General features: G+C 69.5%; 14 protein-coding genes. 8 read left to right on the forward strand and 6 right to left on the reverse strand.

Annotated elements, in window-relative coordinates:
• Positions 1 to 34 precede the first annotated feature (34 nt).
• Genes WG212_RS12075 through WG212_RS12085 form a run of 3 tightly spaced genes read left to right on the forward strand, consistent with a single transcriptional unit; the run spans position 35 to position 879 of the window.
• Positions 35 to 250: a hypothetical protein gene (locus WG212_RS12075; protein WP_337187348.1), complete on the forward strand. Its 216-nt coding sequence runs from the start codon at positions 35 to 37 to the stop codon at positions 248 to 250.
• Positions 251 to 252: 2 nt separating this feature from the next.
• A complete protein-coding gene (locus WG212_RS12080; RefSeq protein ID WP_337187349.1) occupies positions 253 to 576 on the forward strand; it encodes an HPF/RaiA family ribosome-associated protein in 324 nt (107 codons plus the stop codon).
• A 21-nt stretch (positions 577 to 597) separates the two neighbouring features.
• The gene (locus WG212_RS12085) at positions 598 to 879 is read left to right on the forward strand and encodes a PepSY domain-containing protein (RefSeq protein ID WP_337187350.1); all 282 of its coding nucleotides are present in this window, start codon (positions 598 to 600) and stop codon (positions 877 to 879) included.
• A gap of 18 nt (positions 880 to 897) precedes the next feature.
• On the opposite strand, the gene WG212_RS12090 is transcribed toward WG212_RS12085, so the two are convergent.
• Positions 898 to 3189: an NADP-dependent malic enzyme gene (locus WG212_RS12090; RefSeq protein ID WP_337187351.1), complete on the reverse strand. Its 2292-nt coding sequence runs from the start codon at positions 3187 to 3189 to the stop codon at positions 898 to 900.
• A gap of 202 nt (positions 3190 to 3391) precedes the next feature.
• Between WG212_RS12090 and WG212_RS12095 the strand changes: the two genes are divergently transcribed.
• Positions 3392 to 3772: a hypothetical protein gene (locus tag WG212_RS12095; protein WP_337187352.1), complete on the forward strand. Its 381-nt coding sequence runs from the start codon at positions 3392 to 3394 to the stop codon at positions 3770 to 3772.
• Between the two features lie 238 nt (positions 3773 to 4010).
• Here the strand turns inward: WG212_RS12095 and WG212_RS12100 are convergent, their stop codons facing one another.
• From WG212_RS12100 to WG212_RS12110, 3 genes are all read right to left on the reverse strand, one after another.
• Positions 4011 to 4757, reverse strand: coding sequence for a hypothetical protein (locus WG212_RS12100; RefSeq protein WP_337187353.1), 747 nt, complete (start codon positions 4755 to 4757; stop codon positions 4011 to 4013).
• Positions 4758 to 4914: 157 nt separating this feature from the next.
• Complete coding sequence (locus tag WG212_RS12105; RefSeq protein WP_337187354.1) at positions 4915 to 7080, reverse strand: malate synthase G; 2166 nt, start codon at positions 7078 to 7080, stop codon at positions 4915 to 4917.
• Between the two features lie 127 nt (positions 7081 to 7207).
• Positions 7208 to 8800: an isocitrate lyase gene (locus tag WG212_RS12110; RefSeq protein ID WP_337187355.1), complete on the reverse strand. Its 1593-nt coding sequence runs from the start codon at positions 8798 to 8800 to the stop codon at positions 7208 to 7210.
• 145 nt (positions 8801 to 8945) lie between these two features.
• On the opposite strand from WG212_RS12110, the gene WG212_RS12115 reads away from it, so the two are divergent.
• The gene (locus WG212_RS12115; protein WP_337187356.1) at positions 8946 to 10358 is read left to right on the forward strand and encodes a short-chain fatty acyl-CoA regulator family protein; all 1413 of its coding nucleotides are present in this window, start codon (positions 8946 to 8948) and stop codon (positions 10356 to 10358) included.
• 95 nt (positions 10359 to 10453) lie between these two features.
• Complete coding sequence (locus WG212_RS12120; protein WP_337187357.1) at positions 10454 to 11686, forward strand: TetR/AcrR family transcriptional regulator; 1233 nt, start codon at positions 10454 to 10456, stop codon at positions 11684 to 11686.
• A gap of 7 nt (positions 11687 to 11693) precedes the next feature.
• On the opposite strand, the gene WG212_RS12125 is transcribed toward WG212_RS12120, so the two are convergent.
• Positions 11694 to 13199 carry an MFS transporter gene (locus WG212_RS12125; protein ID WP_337187358.1) on the reverse strand — a complete coding sequence of 502 codons (1506 nt, stop codon included), beginning with the start codon at positions 13197 to 13199 and terminating at the stop codon, positions 11694 to 11696.
• A gap of 131 nt (positions 13200 to 13330) precedes the next feature.
• Positions 13331 to 14323 carry an NAD(P)H-quinone oxidoreductase gene (locus WG212_RS12130; protein WP_337187359.1) on the reverse strand — a complete coding sequence of 331 codons (993 nt, stop codon included), beginning with the start codon at positions 14321 to 14323 and terminating at the stop codon, positions 13331 to 13333.
• Between the two features lie 84 nt (positions 14324 to 14407).
• Here WG212_RS12130 and WG212_RS12135 point away from each other — a divergent pair, with 84 nt between their 5' ends.
• Both WG212_RS12135 and WG212_RS12140 read left to right on the forward strand, forming a co-directional pair.
• Positions 14408 to 14611 (forward strand): DUF1192 domain-containing protein, encoded by a 204-nt coding sequence (locus tag WG212_RS12135; RefSeq protein ID WP_337187360.1) that lies wholly within the window; start codon positions 14408 to 14410, stop codon positions 14609 to 14611.
• A 94-nt stretch (positions 14612 to 14705) separates the two neighbouring features.
• Positions 14706 to 15242: a DUF1465 family protein gene (locus tag WG212_RS12140; RefSeq protein ID WP_337187361.1), complete on the forward strand. Its 537-nt coding sequence runs from the start codon at positions 14706 to 14708 to the stop codon at positions 15240 to 15242.
• Positions 15243 to 15284 lie beyond the last annotated feature (42 nt).

A 15284-nucleotide genomic window follows, 5' to 3' on the forward strand; every position in this document is an offset into this window, starting at 1 on the left:
GGTCAGTATGACCGAAGCTCGGAAGGAGGCCGACATGTCCCATGAAGATGCCCGTAAGCCGGCCGCGCAGGAAGGCCCCGCCCGGCGCGCACAGGAGATGAAGGCGAACGCCGAACCCCCGGCCCATCCGGTCGACCGCACGCCGGGCACGGGCATGAACCCCCTGCCCAACCCCGGGATCGCTCCATCCGGCGCCCTGGACGCCGAGGGCCATCGCCCGGTCCTCGAACGCTCCCGCAAGGTGCGCTGACGGTGCAGGTTCTCGTCAACACCGCCAACAACGTCGTCGGAACCGAACCCTGGACGGCCAGCGTGGAAGCGATGGTCCGCGAGCGGCTGGCCCGTTTCGAGGATCGCCTGACGCGGGTGGAAGTCCATGTGGTCGACGAAAGCGCGCCGCCCACGCGAAACCCCGACAAGCGCTGCGCCATCGAGGCGAGGCCGGCGGGCTTCGATCCCGTCGCCGCGACCGAGACCGCCGAGACCATCGACCAGGCCACGGTCGGCGCCCTCACCAAGCTGGCGACGGCGCTGGACAGGACGTTCGGCAAGACCACGACCCGCAAAGGCCACTGACGTTCACCGAGGAGAAGACCTATGAGACTGTTCGCCGCAACCGCAACCGCACTGACCGTCACCGCAGCCTTGGCGGTGGCGGGCGCGGCCCAGGCCAAGGACCGCGACCCCACCCCCCAGGAGCGGACGCAGATCGAGGCCAAGCTGCGCGCGGAAGGCTACGTCCAGTGGGACGACATCGAACTCGAGGACGACAACGGCCTCTGGGAGGTGGACGACGCCAAGACGAAGGACGGGCGAAAGTTCGACCTGAAGCTGAAGCCCGGCTCGCTGGAGATCGTCAGCCGTCGCGCGGACGACTGACGACACCGCCCCCTGCGCCTACTCCGCAAGTTCCAGGAGCGGGCGGTCGTAGGCGCAGACCGTGGCCATCTGGAGGATCTTCGAGACCGACGCGCCGAGCGGGCAGATCTGCACCGGCTTGTCGAGGCCCAGGAGGATCGGCCCGATCACCTCGGCGCCTCCCAGCGACGTGATGAGCTGGGTCGAGATCGCGGCCGAGTGGATCGCGGGCATGATCAGGACGTTGGCGGGGCCCGTCAGGCGCATGAACGGATAGGCCCCGCGGCTCTCGGGATCGAGCGCCAGGCCGGGCGGCATCTCGCCCTCGTACTCGAAGTCGACCCCCTCCATCCCGTCCAGCATCCGCACCGCCTCGCGGATGCGTTCGGAGCGGTCGCCCATGGGATTGCCGAAGGTGGAGTAGCTCATGAAGGCCACCTTGGGCTCATAGCCCAGGGTCTTCACCGCGCGGGCCGCCTCGATGGCGATCTCGACCAGTTCCTCGGCCTCGGGCATCTCGGTGACGTTGGTGTCGGCGATGAAGAGCGTGCGCCCCTTGGCCATCACCACGCTCATGCCGATGATCCGCCCCTCGGGCGCGGGATCGACGACGTTGAGCACCTCTTCCAGCACCTGGTCGAAGTTGCGGGTCACGCCGGTGACCATGCCGTCGGCATGGCCCAGGGCCACCATCGCCGCCGCGAAGGCGTTGCGGTCCTGGTTGATCAACCGCTGGACGTCGCGGCGCAGGTAGCCCTCGCGCTGGAGACGGCCGTAGAGCAGGTCGACCGAGGCCTCGTTCCAGTGCGAGACCCGCGCGTTCAGGACCTCGAGGCCGGCTTCGGCCGGGTCGATGCCCGCCGCCCGCATGTTCTCGTGCACGAGGTCCTCGCGCCCCACCAGAACGGCCTTGCCCAGCCCTTGCGCCTGGAAGGCGTAGGCGGCGCGGATGACGCTCTGCTCCTCGCCCTCGGCGAAGACGATCTTGCGCTCGGGCCCCGAGAGCACCGCGCCCTGGAGCTTCTGAAGGAAGGCCGCCGTGGGGTCGAGCCGGCGCGCCAGAGAGGCGCGATAGGCGTCCATGTCGGCGATGGGCTTGCGCGCCACGCCGGTGTCCATGGCCGCCTGGGCGATGAACGGCGGGATGTACGACAGCAGCCGCGGGTCGAACGGCGTCGGGATGATGTACTGCGGCCCGAACTTGAGCTGGGCGCCGTGGTAGGCGGCGATCACCTCGTCGGGCACGTCCTCGCGGGCGAGTTGCGCCAGCGCGCGGGCGCAGGCGATCTTCATGTCCATGTTGATCTGCCGGGCGCGCACGTCGAGGGCGCCCCGGAACAGGTAGGGGAAGGCCAGGACGTTGTTGACCTGGTTCGGATAGTCGCTGCGGCCCGTGGCGACGATGGCGTCGGGACGGACGGCGTAGACCTCTTCCGGCGCGATCTCCGGATCCGGGTTGGCCATGGCGAAGATGATCGGCTGAGGCGCCATGGTCTTCACGTGTTCCTGGGTGAGCGTCCCCTTCGCCGACACGCCGATGAAGACGTCGGCGCCGTTCACCGCCTCGGCCAGGGTGCGCTTGTCGGTGTCGATGGCGTGGGCCGACTTCCACTGGTTCATGTCGTCCGGCCGGCCGCGCCAGAGCACGCCCTTGCGATCGACCGCGATGACGTTCTCGTGGCGGACGCCCATGGCCTTGATCAGGCCCAGGGTGGCGATGCCGGCGGCGCCCGGGCCGTTCAGCACGACCTTCACGTCCTCGATCCTCCGCCCGGTGATCTCGCAGGCGTTGATGAGGCCGGCGGCGCAGATGATGGCGGTGCCGTGCTGGTCGTCGTGGAAGACCGGGATGTCGAGCAGTTCCTGCAGCTCGGTCTCGATCCGGAAGCAGTCGGGGCTCTTGATGTCCTCGAGGTTGATGCCGCCGTAGGTGACGCCGATGGACTTCACCACCGTGATGATCTCGTCGGGGTCGGTGGAGCTCATCTCCACGTCGATGGCGTCGACGTCGGCGAAGCGCTTGAAGAGGACGCCCTTGCCCTCCATCACCGGCTTGGAGGCCGCAGGGCCCAGGTCGCCCAGCCCGAGGATCGCGGTGCCGTTCGAGATCACGGCCACCAGATTGCCCTTGGAGGTGTAGTCGTAGACCGCGTCGGGATCCTTCGCGATGGCCAGCACGGGGACGGCCACGCCCGGCGAATAGGCCAGGCTCAGGTCTCTCTGGGTGCCCATGGGCTTGGTGGGCTGGACGCCGATCTTGCCAGGGGTGGGGTAGCGGTGGAAGCTCAGCGCCTCCTCGTCGGTGAAGGTGCGTTTCTCGACCTGATCCATGTAAGTCCTTGCCCCCGAGCCCAAGACCGATCCGTGGGCTGATCCGCTCGGTGGCGGCAACCTACAGAGCGCCGCCGCGAGGGACAACGGCTGCGGCGGGCGAGCCTGACGGAACGGCGCCCCGGACCGCGCCGGGAACAATTCCGTGAGCCGAGGGTTTTCAGGGGCCGGGCGCGGGGGCGCTCAGACTGGAAAGAGACACATGCGCAAGACCCTTGCCTTCGCCGCCTCTTCGGCCCTGCTGATGACCGCCGCCGCGCCTGCCATCGCGCAGGAGACGACTCAGGACCCGACGCCCGCCGCCAGCCAGGCCCCGCCGGCGGACACCGAAACCGACGCCGCGAGCGCGCCGTCCGCCGCGGCTGCGGCCGACGTCACCACCGGCATGGCGGTGAAGGACAAGACCGGCGCCACGATCGGCCAGGTCGCCAACGTCCGGACGGGCGTGGACGGCAAGACGACCGCCACCATCGCGATGGGCGCCGACACCTTTGCGGTGGACACGAGCGCGCTGGCGGTCGTGAACGGCGCGGCCACGGTCAACGCCACGCAAGACGAGATCAAGGCGATGCTGAAGAAGTAGGCGCAAGCCATATCAAGCTTCAGCGAAGGGCGGCCCTCGGGTCGCCCTTTTCTCATTGTGGGCCTGACCGGGGCGACGACAGGATCATGGCGACGCCATCCCGGGCTTGCGGGCGGGGATCGGTGGGCGCCTTGTGGTCCACGGATGCACACGGATAAGGACGGCTTCGGCGTTGAGGCAGTGTGTTGGGCGCGGAATCTGCGCTCCCGCCCCGAAAGCCCTCTCTGCAAGGGAGGGCTTAGCTCGAGTTGAAGGGGTGGTCGGGGACGCGCCGGGGCCAGTTCGCGAAGGGGTCGGGGCTGGGCGGGGAGATCGGTTCGCGCGTTGCGCGGTCCACGGATGCACACGGAGACACACGGATGGGGGTGTCGGCGTCATCCGTGTGGATCGGTGTGCATCCGTGGACAGATTCAGGCGGGGATTCGGACGCCTGCGGCGGCTGGGGTTCGGGGCGGAAGACCTCGCGGGCTTCGCCCTCGATGAGGTCGCCGTCCTCGTCAGGGCCGTCTCCGGAGCCGTCCTCGGGGTCCTCGTCGTGGAGGTCCATGAGGGTGCGGGCGCGGCGGGTCTGGGTGTCGAGGTCCTCGTCCAGGAAGTCGGGTCTTTCGATCCAGTCCCAGGCCTCGGCGTGGAAGCGCTCGGCGAGGTCTTCGCGTTCGGCGGGATCGCAGCCCTGTCCGGCGGCGGCGTCGCGGACGGCGTCGGCCAGGACGTCGAGCCGCTCGGCGCGGGCGATGCGGTCAGGGTCGAGCCGGCTCGGCCCCCGGGCGGGCTCGGGGCGGGCGCGGCGCAGGCGGTCCTTGAGCGCCAGGGTCTGGCGCAGGGAGCGGGCGAGGCCGCGGTAGGCGCGGGAGAGTTCGGGGATGTCCTGGGGCTCGGCGGCCATGATGGCGCCGTGGGCCTTCTCCGCGGCGGAGAGGTCCAGCGCCGCCAGCCGGTCGAGCGCGGCCAGCGAAACCGTGTCGATGTCGGGTCCCTCGGACATGGGGGACATCCAAACACCCCGCTACGTCAGAATCGGACGTAGGGTCGGGACCGACCGCGATTTTGCGCTTCCCCCCACGGCCCCGCGCCTGCAGGTCGCCGGGACAGGCCGGGCGATGACGAGGAGTGAGTGGGCCGGGAACGGGTCGGCTCAGGAGTCAGGCCGGTTCAGGCGTCCGGGCGAGCTGGGCCTTCCGCTCGCGACGGCGGCGCGTGAGGATATGCTCGGTATAGCCGTTGGGCTGGACGCGCCCTTCGAACACCAGGTCCAGAGCCGCCTGGAAGGCGATGCTGCCCTCGAGATCGGCGGCCATCGGCGTATAGGCGGGATCGTCCGCGTTCTGGCCATCCACCACCTTGGCCATGCGCGCCATCGTCTCCCGCACCTGGGCCTCGCTGCACACGCCGTGGCGAAGCCAGTTGGCGATGTGCTGGCTGGAGATGCGCAGGGTGGCGCGATCTTCCATCAGGCCCACGTCGTGGATGTCGGGCACCTTGGAGCAGCCGACACCCTGGTCGATCCAGCGGACGACGTAGCCCAGGATGCCCTGGGCGTTGTTGTCCAGCTCCTGCTGCACGTCCGACGGGCTCCAGTTCGACTTCGCCAGCGGCGGGGTGAGAAGCTCGTCCGTGCCGGTGCGGGCGCCCTCGGCCGACATCCGGGCCTGAAGGGCCGGCACGTCGACCTCGTGGTAGTGCAGGGCGTGCAGCGCCGCGGCGGTGGGCGACGGCACCCAGGCGGTGTTCGCCCCGGCCCTGGGGTGGCCGACCTTGGCGTTCAGCATGTCCTTCATCATGTCGGGCGCGGCCCACATGCCCTTGCCGATCTGGGCGCGGCCGGGGAAGCCAGCCGCCAGGCCGATCTCGACGTTGCGCTTCTCGTAGGCGGTGAGCCAGGGCTCGGCCTTGATGGCGTCCTTGCGCATGACGGGACCGGCTTCCATGGCGGTGTGGATCTCGTCGCCCGTGCGGTCGAGGAAGCCGGTGTTGATGAACACCACCCGGTCCCTGGCGGCGAAGATGCAGGCCTTGAGGTTGGCGCTGGTGCGGCGCTCCTCGTCCATGATGCCGATCTTGACGGTGTTGCGGGGCAGGCCCAGGGCGTCCTCGACCCGGTCGAACAGGCTGACCGCCAGCGACACCTCGTCGGGGCCATGCATCTTGGGCTTCACCACATAGACCGAGCCGGCCGGGCTGTTGCGCCGGGCGCCCTTCAGGTCGTGCAGGGCCGCGGCCACGGTGATCAGGGCGTCGATCGCCGTCTCGTGGACCGGCTGGCCGCCCAGGCGGACCATGTCGGTCAGCATGTGGTGGCCCACGTTGCGCACCAGCAGCAGCGATCGGCCCTTGAGCGTCAGCGGCCGGCCGCCGGCGGTGGCGTAGGTGCGATCCTCGTCCAGGCGGCGGGTCTCGGTGCGCCCGCCCTTCTGGAACGTGGCGGCCAGGTCGCCCTTCATCAGGCCCAGCCAGTTCCGGTAGACGCCCACCTTGTCCTCGGCGTCGACGGCGGCGACCGAGTCCTCGCAGTCCTGGATGGCGGTGAGCGCCGCTTCGACCAGCAGGTCGGAGACGCCGGCCGGATCATCCTTGCCCACCGGGTGGGCGCGGTCGATCTGGATTTCCACGTGCAGGCCGTTGTGCTTCAGCAGCACGCCCTGCGGATCGCCCGCCTCGCCCCGCCAGCCCGCGAGCTGGCCAGGCGTCGCGAGGCCGGCCTCCTGGCCGTTCGCGAACTGCACCGACAGGTCGCCGTTGATGACGGCGTAGCGGACGGCGTCGGCGTGACGGCCCTGCGTGAGCGGGGCGATACGGTCGAGGAAGGCCCGCGCATAGGCGATGACCTTGCCCCCGCGCACGGGATCGTAGCCCTTGGCGCCCGTCGGCGGCTCGATGGCGTCGGTGCCGTAGAGCGCATCGTAGAGGCTACCCCAGCGCGCGTTGGCCGCGTTGAGCGCGTAGCGGCCGTTCGAGACGGGGACCACGAGCTGCGGGCCGGCCACCTGGGCGATCTCGGGATCGACGCCCCGGGTCCCGATGGTGAAGTCGGCCGGCTCGGGCAGGAGATAGCCGATCTCCTTCAGGAAGGCGGTCTGTTCGGCCACGCCCACCGTCTTGCCCCGGCGCTCGGCCCACCAGGCGTCGATCTTCGCCTGCAGGGCGTCACGGCGGTCCAGCAGGGCGGCGTTGCGCGAACCGAAATAGCCCAGGACCGCCTCGAGGGCGGACCAGAACGCCGGAGCCTCCACACCCGTACCGGGCAGGAGCTCGCGCTCGACGAAGGCGTGCAGGAGGTCGTCGACCGACAGGTTGGGGCTGATGTTCATGGCAGGCTCTCGAACTACGGGCTCTCGGAACGGAGGGCGGGCGCCGCCGTCACGGCGCCGTTGTAAACGCAAAGGGGCGGCCCGAGAGACCCAGGCCGCCCTGCAGACAATGAACCGGAGCGCTGGCTCAGGCGAACTGGTTCATCGTGTTGTGGGCGCCGCCAGCCTTCAGGGCGGCTTCGCCGGCGAAGTATTCCTTGTGATCGTCGCCGATGTCCGAGCCGGACATGTTCTGGTGCTTCACGCAGGCGATGCCCTGGCGGATCTCCTTGCGCTGGACGCCCGCGACGTAGCCGAGCATGCCGGCGTCGCCGAAGTATTCCTTGGCCAGGTTGTCCGTGCTGAGCGCGGCCGTGTGGTAGGTCGGCAGCGTGATCAGGTGGTGGAAGATGCCCGCGCGCTTGGCGCTGTCGCGCTGGAAGGTGCGGATACGCTCGTCGGCTTCGGCCGCCAGTTCCGTGGCGTCGTAGTCAGCGCTCATCAGGCCGTCGCGGCTGTAGGCCGACACGTCCTTGCCGGCCGCCTTCCAGGCGTCATAGACCTGCTGGCGGAAGTTCAGCGTCCAGTTGAACGACGGGCTGTTGTTGTAGGCCAGCTTGGCGTTCGGGATGACCTCGCGGATGCGGTCGACCATCGAGGCGATCTGCTCGATGTGCGGCTTCTCGGTCTCGATCCACAGCAGGTCGGCGCCGTTCTGCAGCGAGGTGATGCAGTCCAGGACGCAGCGGTCGGCGCCGGTGCCTTCGCGGAACTGGAACAGGTTGGACGGCAGGCGCTTCGGGCGCAGCAGCTTTCCGCCGCGGTTGATGATCACGTCGCCGTTCTTCAGGTCGGCGGGCGCGATCTCCTCGCAGTCGAGGAAGCTGTTGTACTGGTCGCCGATGTCGCCCGGCTTGTGGCTGACGGCGATCTGCTTGGTCAGGCCGGCGCCCAGGCTGTCGGTGCGGGCGACGATGATCCCGTTGTCGACGCCCATTTCGAGGAAGGCGTAGCGCAGCGCGCGGATCTTCGCGAGGAAGTCCTCGTGCGGGACGGTGACCTTGCCGTCCTGGTGGCCGCACTGCTTCTCGTCGGAGACCTGGTTCTCGATCTGCAGGGCGCAGGCGCCCGCCTCGATCATCTTCTTGGCCAGCAGATAGGTGGCTTCCGCATTGCCGAAGCCGGCGTCGATGTCGGCGATGATCGGAACGACGTGGGTCTCGAAGTTGTCGATCGCGTCGACCAGCTTCTGTTCCTTGGCCTTGTCGCCGGCCGCGCGGGCGGCGTCGAGGTCACGGTACAGGCCGCCCAGTTCACGGGCGTCGGCCTGCTTCAGGAAGGTGTAGATCTCTTCGATCAGCGCCGGCACCGAGGTCTTCTCGTGCATCGACTGGTCCGGCAGGGGGCCGAACTCCGACCGCAGCGCGGCGACCATCCAGCCCGACAGGTAGATGTAGCGCTGCTTGGTGGTGCCGAAGTGCTTCTTGATCGAGATCAGCTTCTGCTGGGCCACGAACCCGTGCCAGCAGCCGAGGCTCTGGGTGTAGTTCGCCGGGTCGGCGTCATACGCGGCCATGTCCTTGCGCATGATGTCGGCAGTGTACTTGGCGATCTCGAGGCCGGTCTTGAACCGGTTCTGGAGGCGCATCCGCGCCACCGCCTCGGGGTCGATCCCGTCCCAGGGGCCGCTCTTGCTCTTGATGAGCTGGCCCATCTCGATGATGTGGTCTTGGTACGCCATTGCCCGGATCCCTTGCAGGAATGAGGTGAAGTTGCGGGGCGCTTACGCGGCCGACGCCTTGCGCAGAAGGCTTTCCGGGGTGCGGATGTAAGACTTTACAGAATTTCCTTGTAATGTTGTAAGGCCGCATACGCCGGGGCCTGTCATGACCGCCGAACGCCGCCTCTACGTCGGGCCCAGCCTGCGCCGCCTGCGCCGGGACCTGGGGCTGACCCAGGCCGACATGGCCGCCGATCTCGATGTATCCGCCTCCTACATCGCACTGCTGGAGCGCAACCACCGGCCGCTCAGCGCCGAGCTGCTGCTGCGGCTGGCGCGCACCTACAAGATGGACATGGCCGCGCTCACCCGCGAGGGCGCGGCCGACGACGTCGCGCGGCTGCAGGCGGTGCTGAAGGACCCGATGTTCGCCGACATCGACCTGCCCTCGCTGGAAGCCGCCGACGCCGCCACCAACTATCCGGGGATCACCGAGGCCCTGCTGCGGCTCTACACGTCGTACCGCGAGGAGCATCTGGCGCTGGCCGACCGGCGGGCCGACGGCGAGACGGGCGGGGCGGCGGCGGACGCCTCGGACCCCGTGGCGGAGTCGCGCCGCTTCCTGGAGGCCCGGCGCAACAGCTTCCCGATGCTCGACGACGCCGCCGAGCGGCTGGCGCAGCGCGTGGCCGCCTACGACAGCCCGGCCGGCTATTTCAGGGAACGCCACGGCCTGCGCGTCCGGCGCCTGCCGCCCGAGGTGATGGTGGGCTCGATCCGCCGCCTCGACCGCCACCGGCGGGAGCTGCTGCTCAGCGACGAGCTGGACAACGCCAGCCAGACCTTCCAGCTCGCCCTGCAACTCACCTATCTGGAGTTGGACGCCGACCTGGACTTCATCATGTCGCAGGGCGGCTTCGCCACCGACAGCGGCGAGCGGCTGACGCGGCGGGCGCTCGCCAGCTATGCGGCCGCGGCGCTCCTGATGCCCTACACCGCCTTCGCCCGGGCGGCGGAGGCGCGGCGGTACGACCTGGAGGCCCTGTCGCGCCAGTTCGGGGCCAGTTTCGAGCAGGTGGCCCACCGGCTGACGACGCTCCAGAAGCCGGGGCACGAGCGCGTGCCCTTCTTCTTCATCCGGGTGGACGAGGCGGGCAACGTCTCGAAGCGCCTGGACGGCGCCGGCTTCCCCTTCGCGCGGCACGGCGGGGGCTGCCCGCTGTGGAACGTCCACCAGGCCTTCCGGACGCCGCGCCAGATCGTGACCCAGTGGCTGGAGCTGCCGGACGGCCAGCGCTTCTTCTCGGTGGCCCGAACCGTGACCGCCGGCGGCGGCGGCTACGGCAAGCCGCGGATCGAGCGCGCCATCGCCCTGGGCTGCGCCGCGGAACACGCGCCGCGGCTGATCTACGCCGACGGCCATCCCGGCGGACCCGAGGGCGCCACCCCGATCGGTGTGACTTGCCGCATCTGCCACCGTACGGAATGCACCGCCCGCTCCGCGCCGCCGATCGGGCGTCAGATCCTGGCCGACGACATCCGCCGCACCACCGCCCCGTTCGGATTCTCGGACAGTTGAGGCTGCGCTGGCGGCGACGAAATGACGTAAGGTAAATCTTGGCGGCCCGGGAGATTCCAGGCCAAGGTCACGCTTCAGAGAGAGATGGTCTATCGATGCCTCCACGCAGCGCCGCGGCAAGATCCACGGACCGGTTCGAGCGCAAGCGGGAGACCATCCTGGACGCCGCCACCCGCATCCTGAACCGCAAGGGAATCAGAGGCCTCACGCTGGGCGACACGGCGGCGGCGGTGGACCTCTCCACCACCAGCGTCACCTACTACTTCCGGCGCAAGGACGACCTCGCGGCGGCCTGCATCACCCGCGGCATCGAGACCCTGACCGACCTGGCGGAGCAGGCCGCGCGGGCGCCCACGCCGCCCGAGCGCCTGCACGCCTTCATCACCCAGTATCTCGACATCCTGAAACGGACCGAGACCGGCCAGGCCCCGCCCCTGCCGATCATCTCGGAACTGCGCGCGCTCACCTCGCCGCGGCGCGAGGAGGTGGCCAGCGCCTATGGCCGGCTGTTCCGCAAGGCGCGGCAGATCTTCGACCATCCCGACCTGATGTGGATGTCGCGCGGCCGGCGCACGGCGCGCACGCGCATGCTGCTGGAGCACGTGTTCTGGGGCGGCGCCTGGCTGTCGAAGTACGACACCGAGGACTATCCGCGCATCCGCGACCGGATGGTGGACATCCTGCTCCACGGCCTGGCGATCGAGGGCGCCGCCTGGTCGCCCACGCCGATCGCCACCGAGGCGCTGGCGGCGCGCGAGGGGCCCGAGCTGGCGCGCGAGACCTTCCTGCTGGCGGCGACCCGGCTGATCAACAAGCGGGGCTATCGGGGGGCTTCCGTCGACAAGATCTCGGCGGAACTCAACGTCACCAAGGGCAGCTTCTACCACCACAACGACGCCAAGGACGACCTGGTGGTGGCCTGCTTCGAGCGCAGCTTCGAGGTGGTGACGCGCGCCCAGCGCCTGGCGATGGAGCTGCCCGGCGACCAGTGGCTGAAGGTCTCGTCCTGCGCCGCGGCCCTGGGCGAGTTCCAGCTCTCGGACCACGGCCCGCTCCTGCGGACCAACGCCCTGACCGCCCTGCCGGAACAGATGCGCAAGACGATGGTGGAGCACGCCAACCGGGTGTCGGACCGCTTCGCCTCGATGATCTCGGACGGGATCGCCGAGGGCTCGATCCGGCCGGTGGATCCGTTCATCGCCTCGCAGATGCTGAACGCGACGCTGAATTCCTGCGCCGACCTGGGCTATCTGGTGCCCGACGTCCGGCCCAAGGCGGCGGCCGCGGTCTTCGTGCGCCCCCTGCTGATGGGCGTCTTCGAGCGGTAGAGGCGGCCTACGGGCCCCGCGTCGGCGGCAGTTCGCCCGACCCGATGCCGGGGCCGGCTTCGGCGGCGGCCTGTTCGCCCACCCGCGCGCGCAGGGCCTCGAGGTTGGCGTCGTGCTTCCTGCGGTCGATGCCGTAGGCGACGATGGCGAGGATCGCCACGGCGTAGAAGCCCACGATCATGGGGATGTAGGCCAGCCCCAGGTTGGTCAGCGCCTCGGCCGACACCTGGCCGCGCTCGGCCTTTTCGGGGAAACCCACGAAGGCCAGGACGGTGGTGGCGACCAGGATGCCGCCGCCTGAGACCGCCTTGCGCAGCAGGGCGTTGGCCGACATCAGGAGGCCTTCGGACCGGCGGCCCGTCTTGACCTCGGCATCCTCGACGATGTCGGCGATCAGCGAGGCCAGCAGGATGGCGACCGCCGCCGCGAGGGTCGCATTGATGATCTCCTCGCCGTAGAGCAGCCACAGGAGCTGGGGCGTCCCGTTCTCGGGCGCGAGGCCCAGCAGGCGGAGCGAGACGGGGGTGATGTGGACGGCCACGCCCAGCACCCAGAGCGCGAGGGCGCCCCACTTCTTTCCGAACAGTCGGGCGACGACGGGCGCCAGGAACACGCCGATGAAGCCGCCGACCACGCTCATGGTGGCCAGGCCGGCCAGCTCGACCTGCCGCAGTTCCCAGAAATAGAGACCGAAGTAGATTTCCAGCCCGTTCCGCGCGCCCACCGCGACGGCCGCGAACATGCTGGCGATCACCATCGCCACGAACGAGCGGTTGTTCAGCGTCTGCACGATCTCGACGACCATGCCCTTCAGCGTGATGCGCCGCGTCGGGGCCTGCGCGAGTTCGGGGATGCGGTGCGCGGTGCCGAACACCGAGACCAGGATCGTACCGAAGATGATGAGCGCGCCGACCAGCGAGTAGCCGAAGTAGCCGTCGCGATCCAGGACGCCCCCGGTGCCGTCAGGCTGCTCCCTGAGGAACACCTGATAGGCCATGATGGTCATTCCCAGGCCGCCGATCACGAGGAAGAAGTGGCGCAGCGCCATGAGGTTGGTGCGCTCGTCGTAGCCCTTGGCCAGCTCGGGCGCGAGCGCCTGGTGCGGCACCTCGAAGAAGGTGTCGAAGAACCGCACCGCGAAGATCAGCACCATCAGGTAGAGGCCCAGCGCCTCGTGGCTCCACCCGATCGGCGGATTCCAGACCAGGAAGAAGCAGAGCGCATAGGGAAGGGCCGCAGCCAGCATGAACGGGTGACGCCGGCCCCAGCGAGAGCGGAAGTTGTCCGAGATCTGGCCCAGGATGGGGTCCAGGAAGGCGTCGAACAGCAGCGCCGCGGCCAGGATGGACCCCACCATCTGCGGCGGCAGGCCCACCACCTGATTGTAGAAGATGACCAGGAAGGTGGAGAAAGCCCGGAGCTTGAGGGCTGTCGCCGTCGCTCCGACCGCATAGGCCGTCTTGGTGAGGTATCCCAGGCGCGGCGCTGGGGCTGCGCCGCCAGCGGCGGTCATCCGGTTTCCTCCCATCGTGGCCGCGCGGGACGATCTTCGCCGTCTCCTCCGACGCCATGACGGTGGAGGCGGAGCTCCCAGGCGTCAACGTTTTAGATTTTTCGGTATGGACACATACCCCCCCCCGGGCGTCAGCCGGGGACGAGGATCACCTTCCCGACGTGCGACCCGCCTTCCAGATGGGCGTGGGCGGCGGCGGCCTCTTCCAGCGGGAAGGTGCGGTCGACCTGAGGCTTCACCTTGCCGGCGGCGATCCAGGGCCAGACCACCCGCTCGACCTCGGCGGCCAGCCGCGCCTTCTCGTCGGCGTCACGCGGCCGCAGGGTGGAGCCGGTGATGACCGCGCGCTTCATCATGATGCGGAAGATCGGCAGGTCGAGCTGGCCACCGCCCTGGGCGGCGATGAAGACGATCCGCCCGCCGGTGTTCAGCGCGTCCAGGTTCTTCGCCACATAGTTGCCGCCCACCATGTCGAGCACGACGTCCACGCCGCCCTCGTGCTTGGCGACCTCGCCGAAGTCCTCGGCGGTCACGTCGACGGCCACGTCGGCGCCCAGCGCCAGGGCCGTCTTCGCCTTGTCGGCGCCCCGGCCGGTGGCGATCACTTTCGCGCCGGCGGCCTTGGCCATCTGGATGGCCGTGACGCCGATACCGGAGGTGGCGCCGTGGAGCAGAAGGGTCTCACCCGCCTTCAGCGCGCCGTGCTCGAACACGTTGGCATAGACGGTGAACACGGTCTCCGGCAGCCCCGCCGCCTGCACGAAGTCGAGGCCGTCGGGGATCGGCAGGGCATGCCGGGCGTCGACCACCGCGTACTCGGCGTAGCCGCCCCCGCCCAGCAGGGCGCAGACCTTGTCGCCCACCTTCCACGGCCCTGCGGCGCGGGCCACCACCCCCGCCACTTCCAGGCCCAACGTCTCGGGCGCGCCGGGCGGCGGCGGATAGGCGCCGAGCCGCTGGGCGATGTCTGGCCGGTTCACGCCCGCGGCGCGCACCTGGATCAGGATCTCGCCGGCCTTGGGCTCGGGCAGGGGCGACTGCACGGGATGGAGCGCCGAGGCCGGCCCCCGGCCGCCTTCTATGGCGATGGCGGTCATGGTCTCGTTCTCGAGGGGACTGGTCATGGCGGGCCTTTCGGGCGCTTGCGGAAATCCGGACTGGCGTTCAGATAGCTGTCGGATCGGGGGACGCAAAGGGAGGGTCCGGTGATGGACGAGCCTGCAGACGTCCGGATGGGACGCGGCCAGCGGCTTATCGAGGCCACGCGCGAGGATCTCGAACTCTACGGCGTGGCCGAACTCGAAGAGCGGCTGAGCATCCTGGAGACCGAGATCGCGCGGGTCCGCGCCCAGATCGACAGGAAGAGATCCGGCCGCGCGGCGGCCGACGCCCTGTTCGCGCCCCGGTCGTGACTTCAGGGCCACATGGCACGGAGGTTGCACCGCCGGTATCGTCCGCGACGTTTCGTTCAGCGCGCGGAAACCCGTTTCGAGGTAGGGTGAGCGGATGCACGAGTTTCAGGCTCCGAACTTCCACGGCGCGGGCGCGCCGGACTGGCGCAACGGCGTGATCCAGGACTTCGCCCGCTCGGAGCTCTTCGAGCGGACCTTTCAGGAAGGCATGGATCTGGTCGAGCAGACCGCCACCTACCTGGACGGCGAGGGCCGCCAGGAATCCAAGCTCCTGTCGCGCAACGCGGCCCTGGCCTACGCGGCCGAGAGCATGCGGCTGACCACGCGGCTGATGCAGGTGGCGTCGTGGCTGCTCGTCCAGCGCGCCGTGCGCGAGGGCGACATGGCGCCGGCGGCGGCCTGCGAGGACCGCTACCGGCTGAACCCCGACGACGTCGCGCGCAGCACCGAGACCGAAGCCGCCCGGAGCGAACTGCCGCACGGCCTGACCGGCCTCGCCGACCGCGCGGAACGCCTCTACGAGCGCGTGCGCCATCTCGACCGGCGCATGTATCTGGAAAGCCGGACCGCCGAGCCGGCGAATCCCGTGCTGGGCCACCTGGACCGGCTGAAGAGCGCCTTCGGCGGCTAGAGCCGCCTGGGCCTGGAGATCGAAAGTCTCCTGGCCCGGATC

The organism is Phenylobacterium sp. (genome assembly GCF_037189685.1).
Taxonomy (GTDB): Bacteria; Pseudomonadota; Alphaproteobacteria; order Caulobacterales; family Caulobacteraceae; genus Phenylobacterium.

What these genes read in the sequence shown, in the direction of transcription:
- WG212_RS12075 (WP_337187348.1), top strand. Translation starts at nt 35, where the DNA reads ATGTCCCATGAAGATGCCCGTAAGCCGGCCGCGCAGGAAGGCCCCGCC.
- WG212_RS12085 (WP_337187350.1), top strand. Translation starts at nt 598, where the DNA reads ATGAGACTGTTCGCCGCAACCGCAACCGCACTGACCGTCACCGCAGCC.
- WG212_RS12090 (WP_337187351.1), bottom strand. Translation starts at nt 3,189, where the DNA reads ATGGATCAGGTCGAGAAACGCACCTTCACCGACGAGGAGGCGCTGAGC.
- WG212_RS12095 (WP_337187352.1), top strand. Translation starts at nt 3,392, where the DNA reads ATGCGCAAGACCCTTGCCTTCGCCGCCTCTTCGGCCCTGCTGATGACC.
- WG212_RS12100 (WP_337187353.1), bottom strand. Translation starts at nt 4,757, where the DNA reads ATGTCCGAGGGACCCGACATCGACACGGTTTCGCTGGCCGCGCTCGAC.
- WG212_RS12105 (WP_337187354.1), bottom strand. Translation starts at nt 7,080, where the DNA reads ATGAACATCAGCCCCAACCTGTCGGTCGACGACCTCCTGCACGCCTTC.
- WG212_RS12110 (WP_337187355.1), bottom strand. Translation starts at nt 8,800, where the DNA reads ATGGCGTACCAAGACCACATCATCGAGATGGGCCAGCTCATCAAGAGC.
- WG212_RS12115 (WP_337187356.1), top strand. Translation starts at nt 8,946, where the DNA reads ATGACCGCCGAACGCCGCCTCTACGTCGGGCCCAGCCTGCGCCGCCTG.
- WG212_RS12120 (WP_337187357.1), top strand. Translation starts at nt 10,454, where the DNA reads ATGCCTCCACGCAGCGCCGCGGCAAGATCCACGGACCGGTTCGAGCGC.
- WG212_RS12125 (WP_337187358.1), bottom strand. Translation starts at nt 13,199, where the DNA reads ATGACCGCCGCTGGCGGCGCAGCCCCAGCGCCGCGCCTGGGATACCTC.
- WG212_RS12130 (WP_337187359.1), bottom strand. Translation starts at nt 14,323, where the DNA reads ATGACCAGTCCCCTCGAGAACGAGACCATGACCGCCATCGCCATAGAA.
- WG212_RS12135 (WP_337187360.1), top strand. Translation starts at nt 14,408, where the DNA reads ATGGACGAGCCTGCAGACGTCCGGATGGGACGCGGCCAGCGGCTTATC.
- WG212_RS12140 (WP_337187361.1), top strand. Translation starts at nt 14,706, where the DNA reads ATGCACGAGTTTCAGGCTCCGAACTTCCACGGCGCGGGCGCGCCGGAC.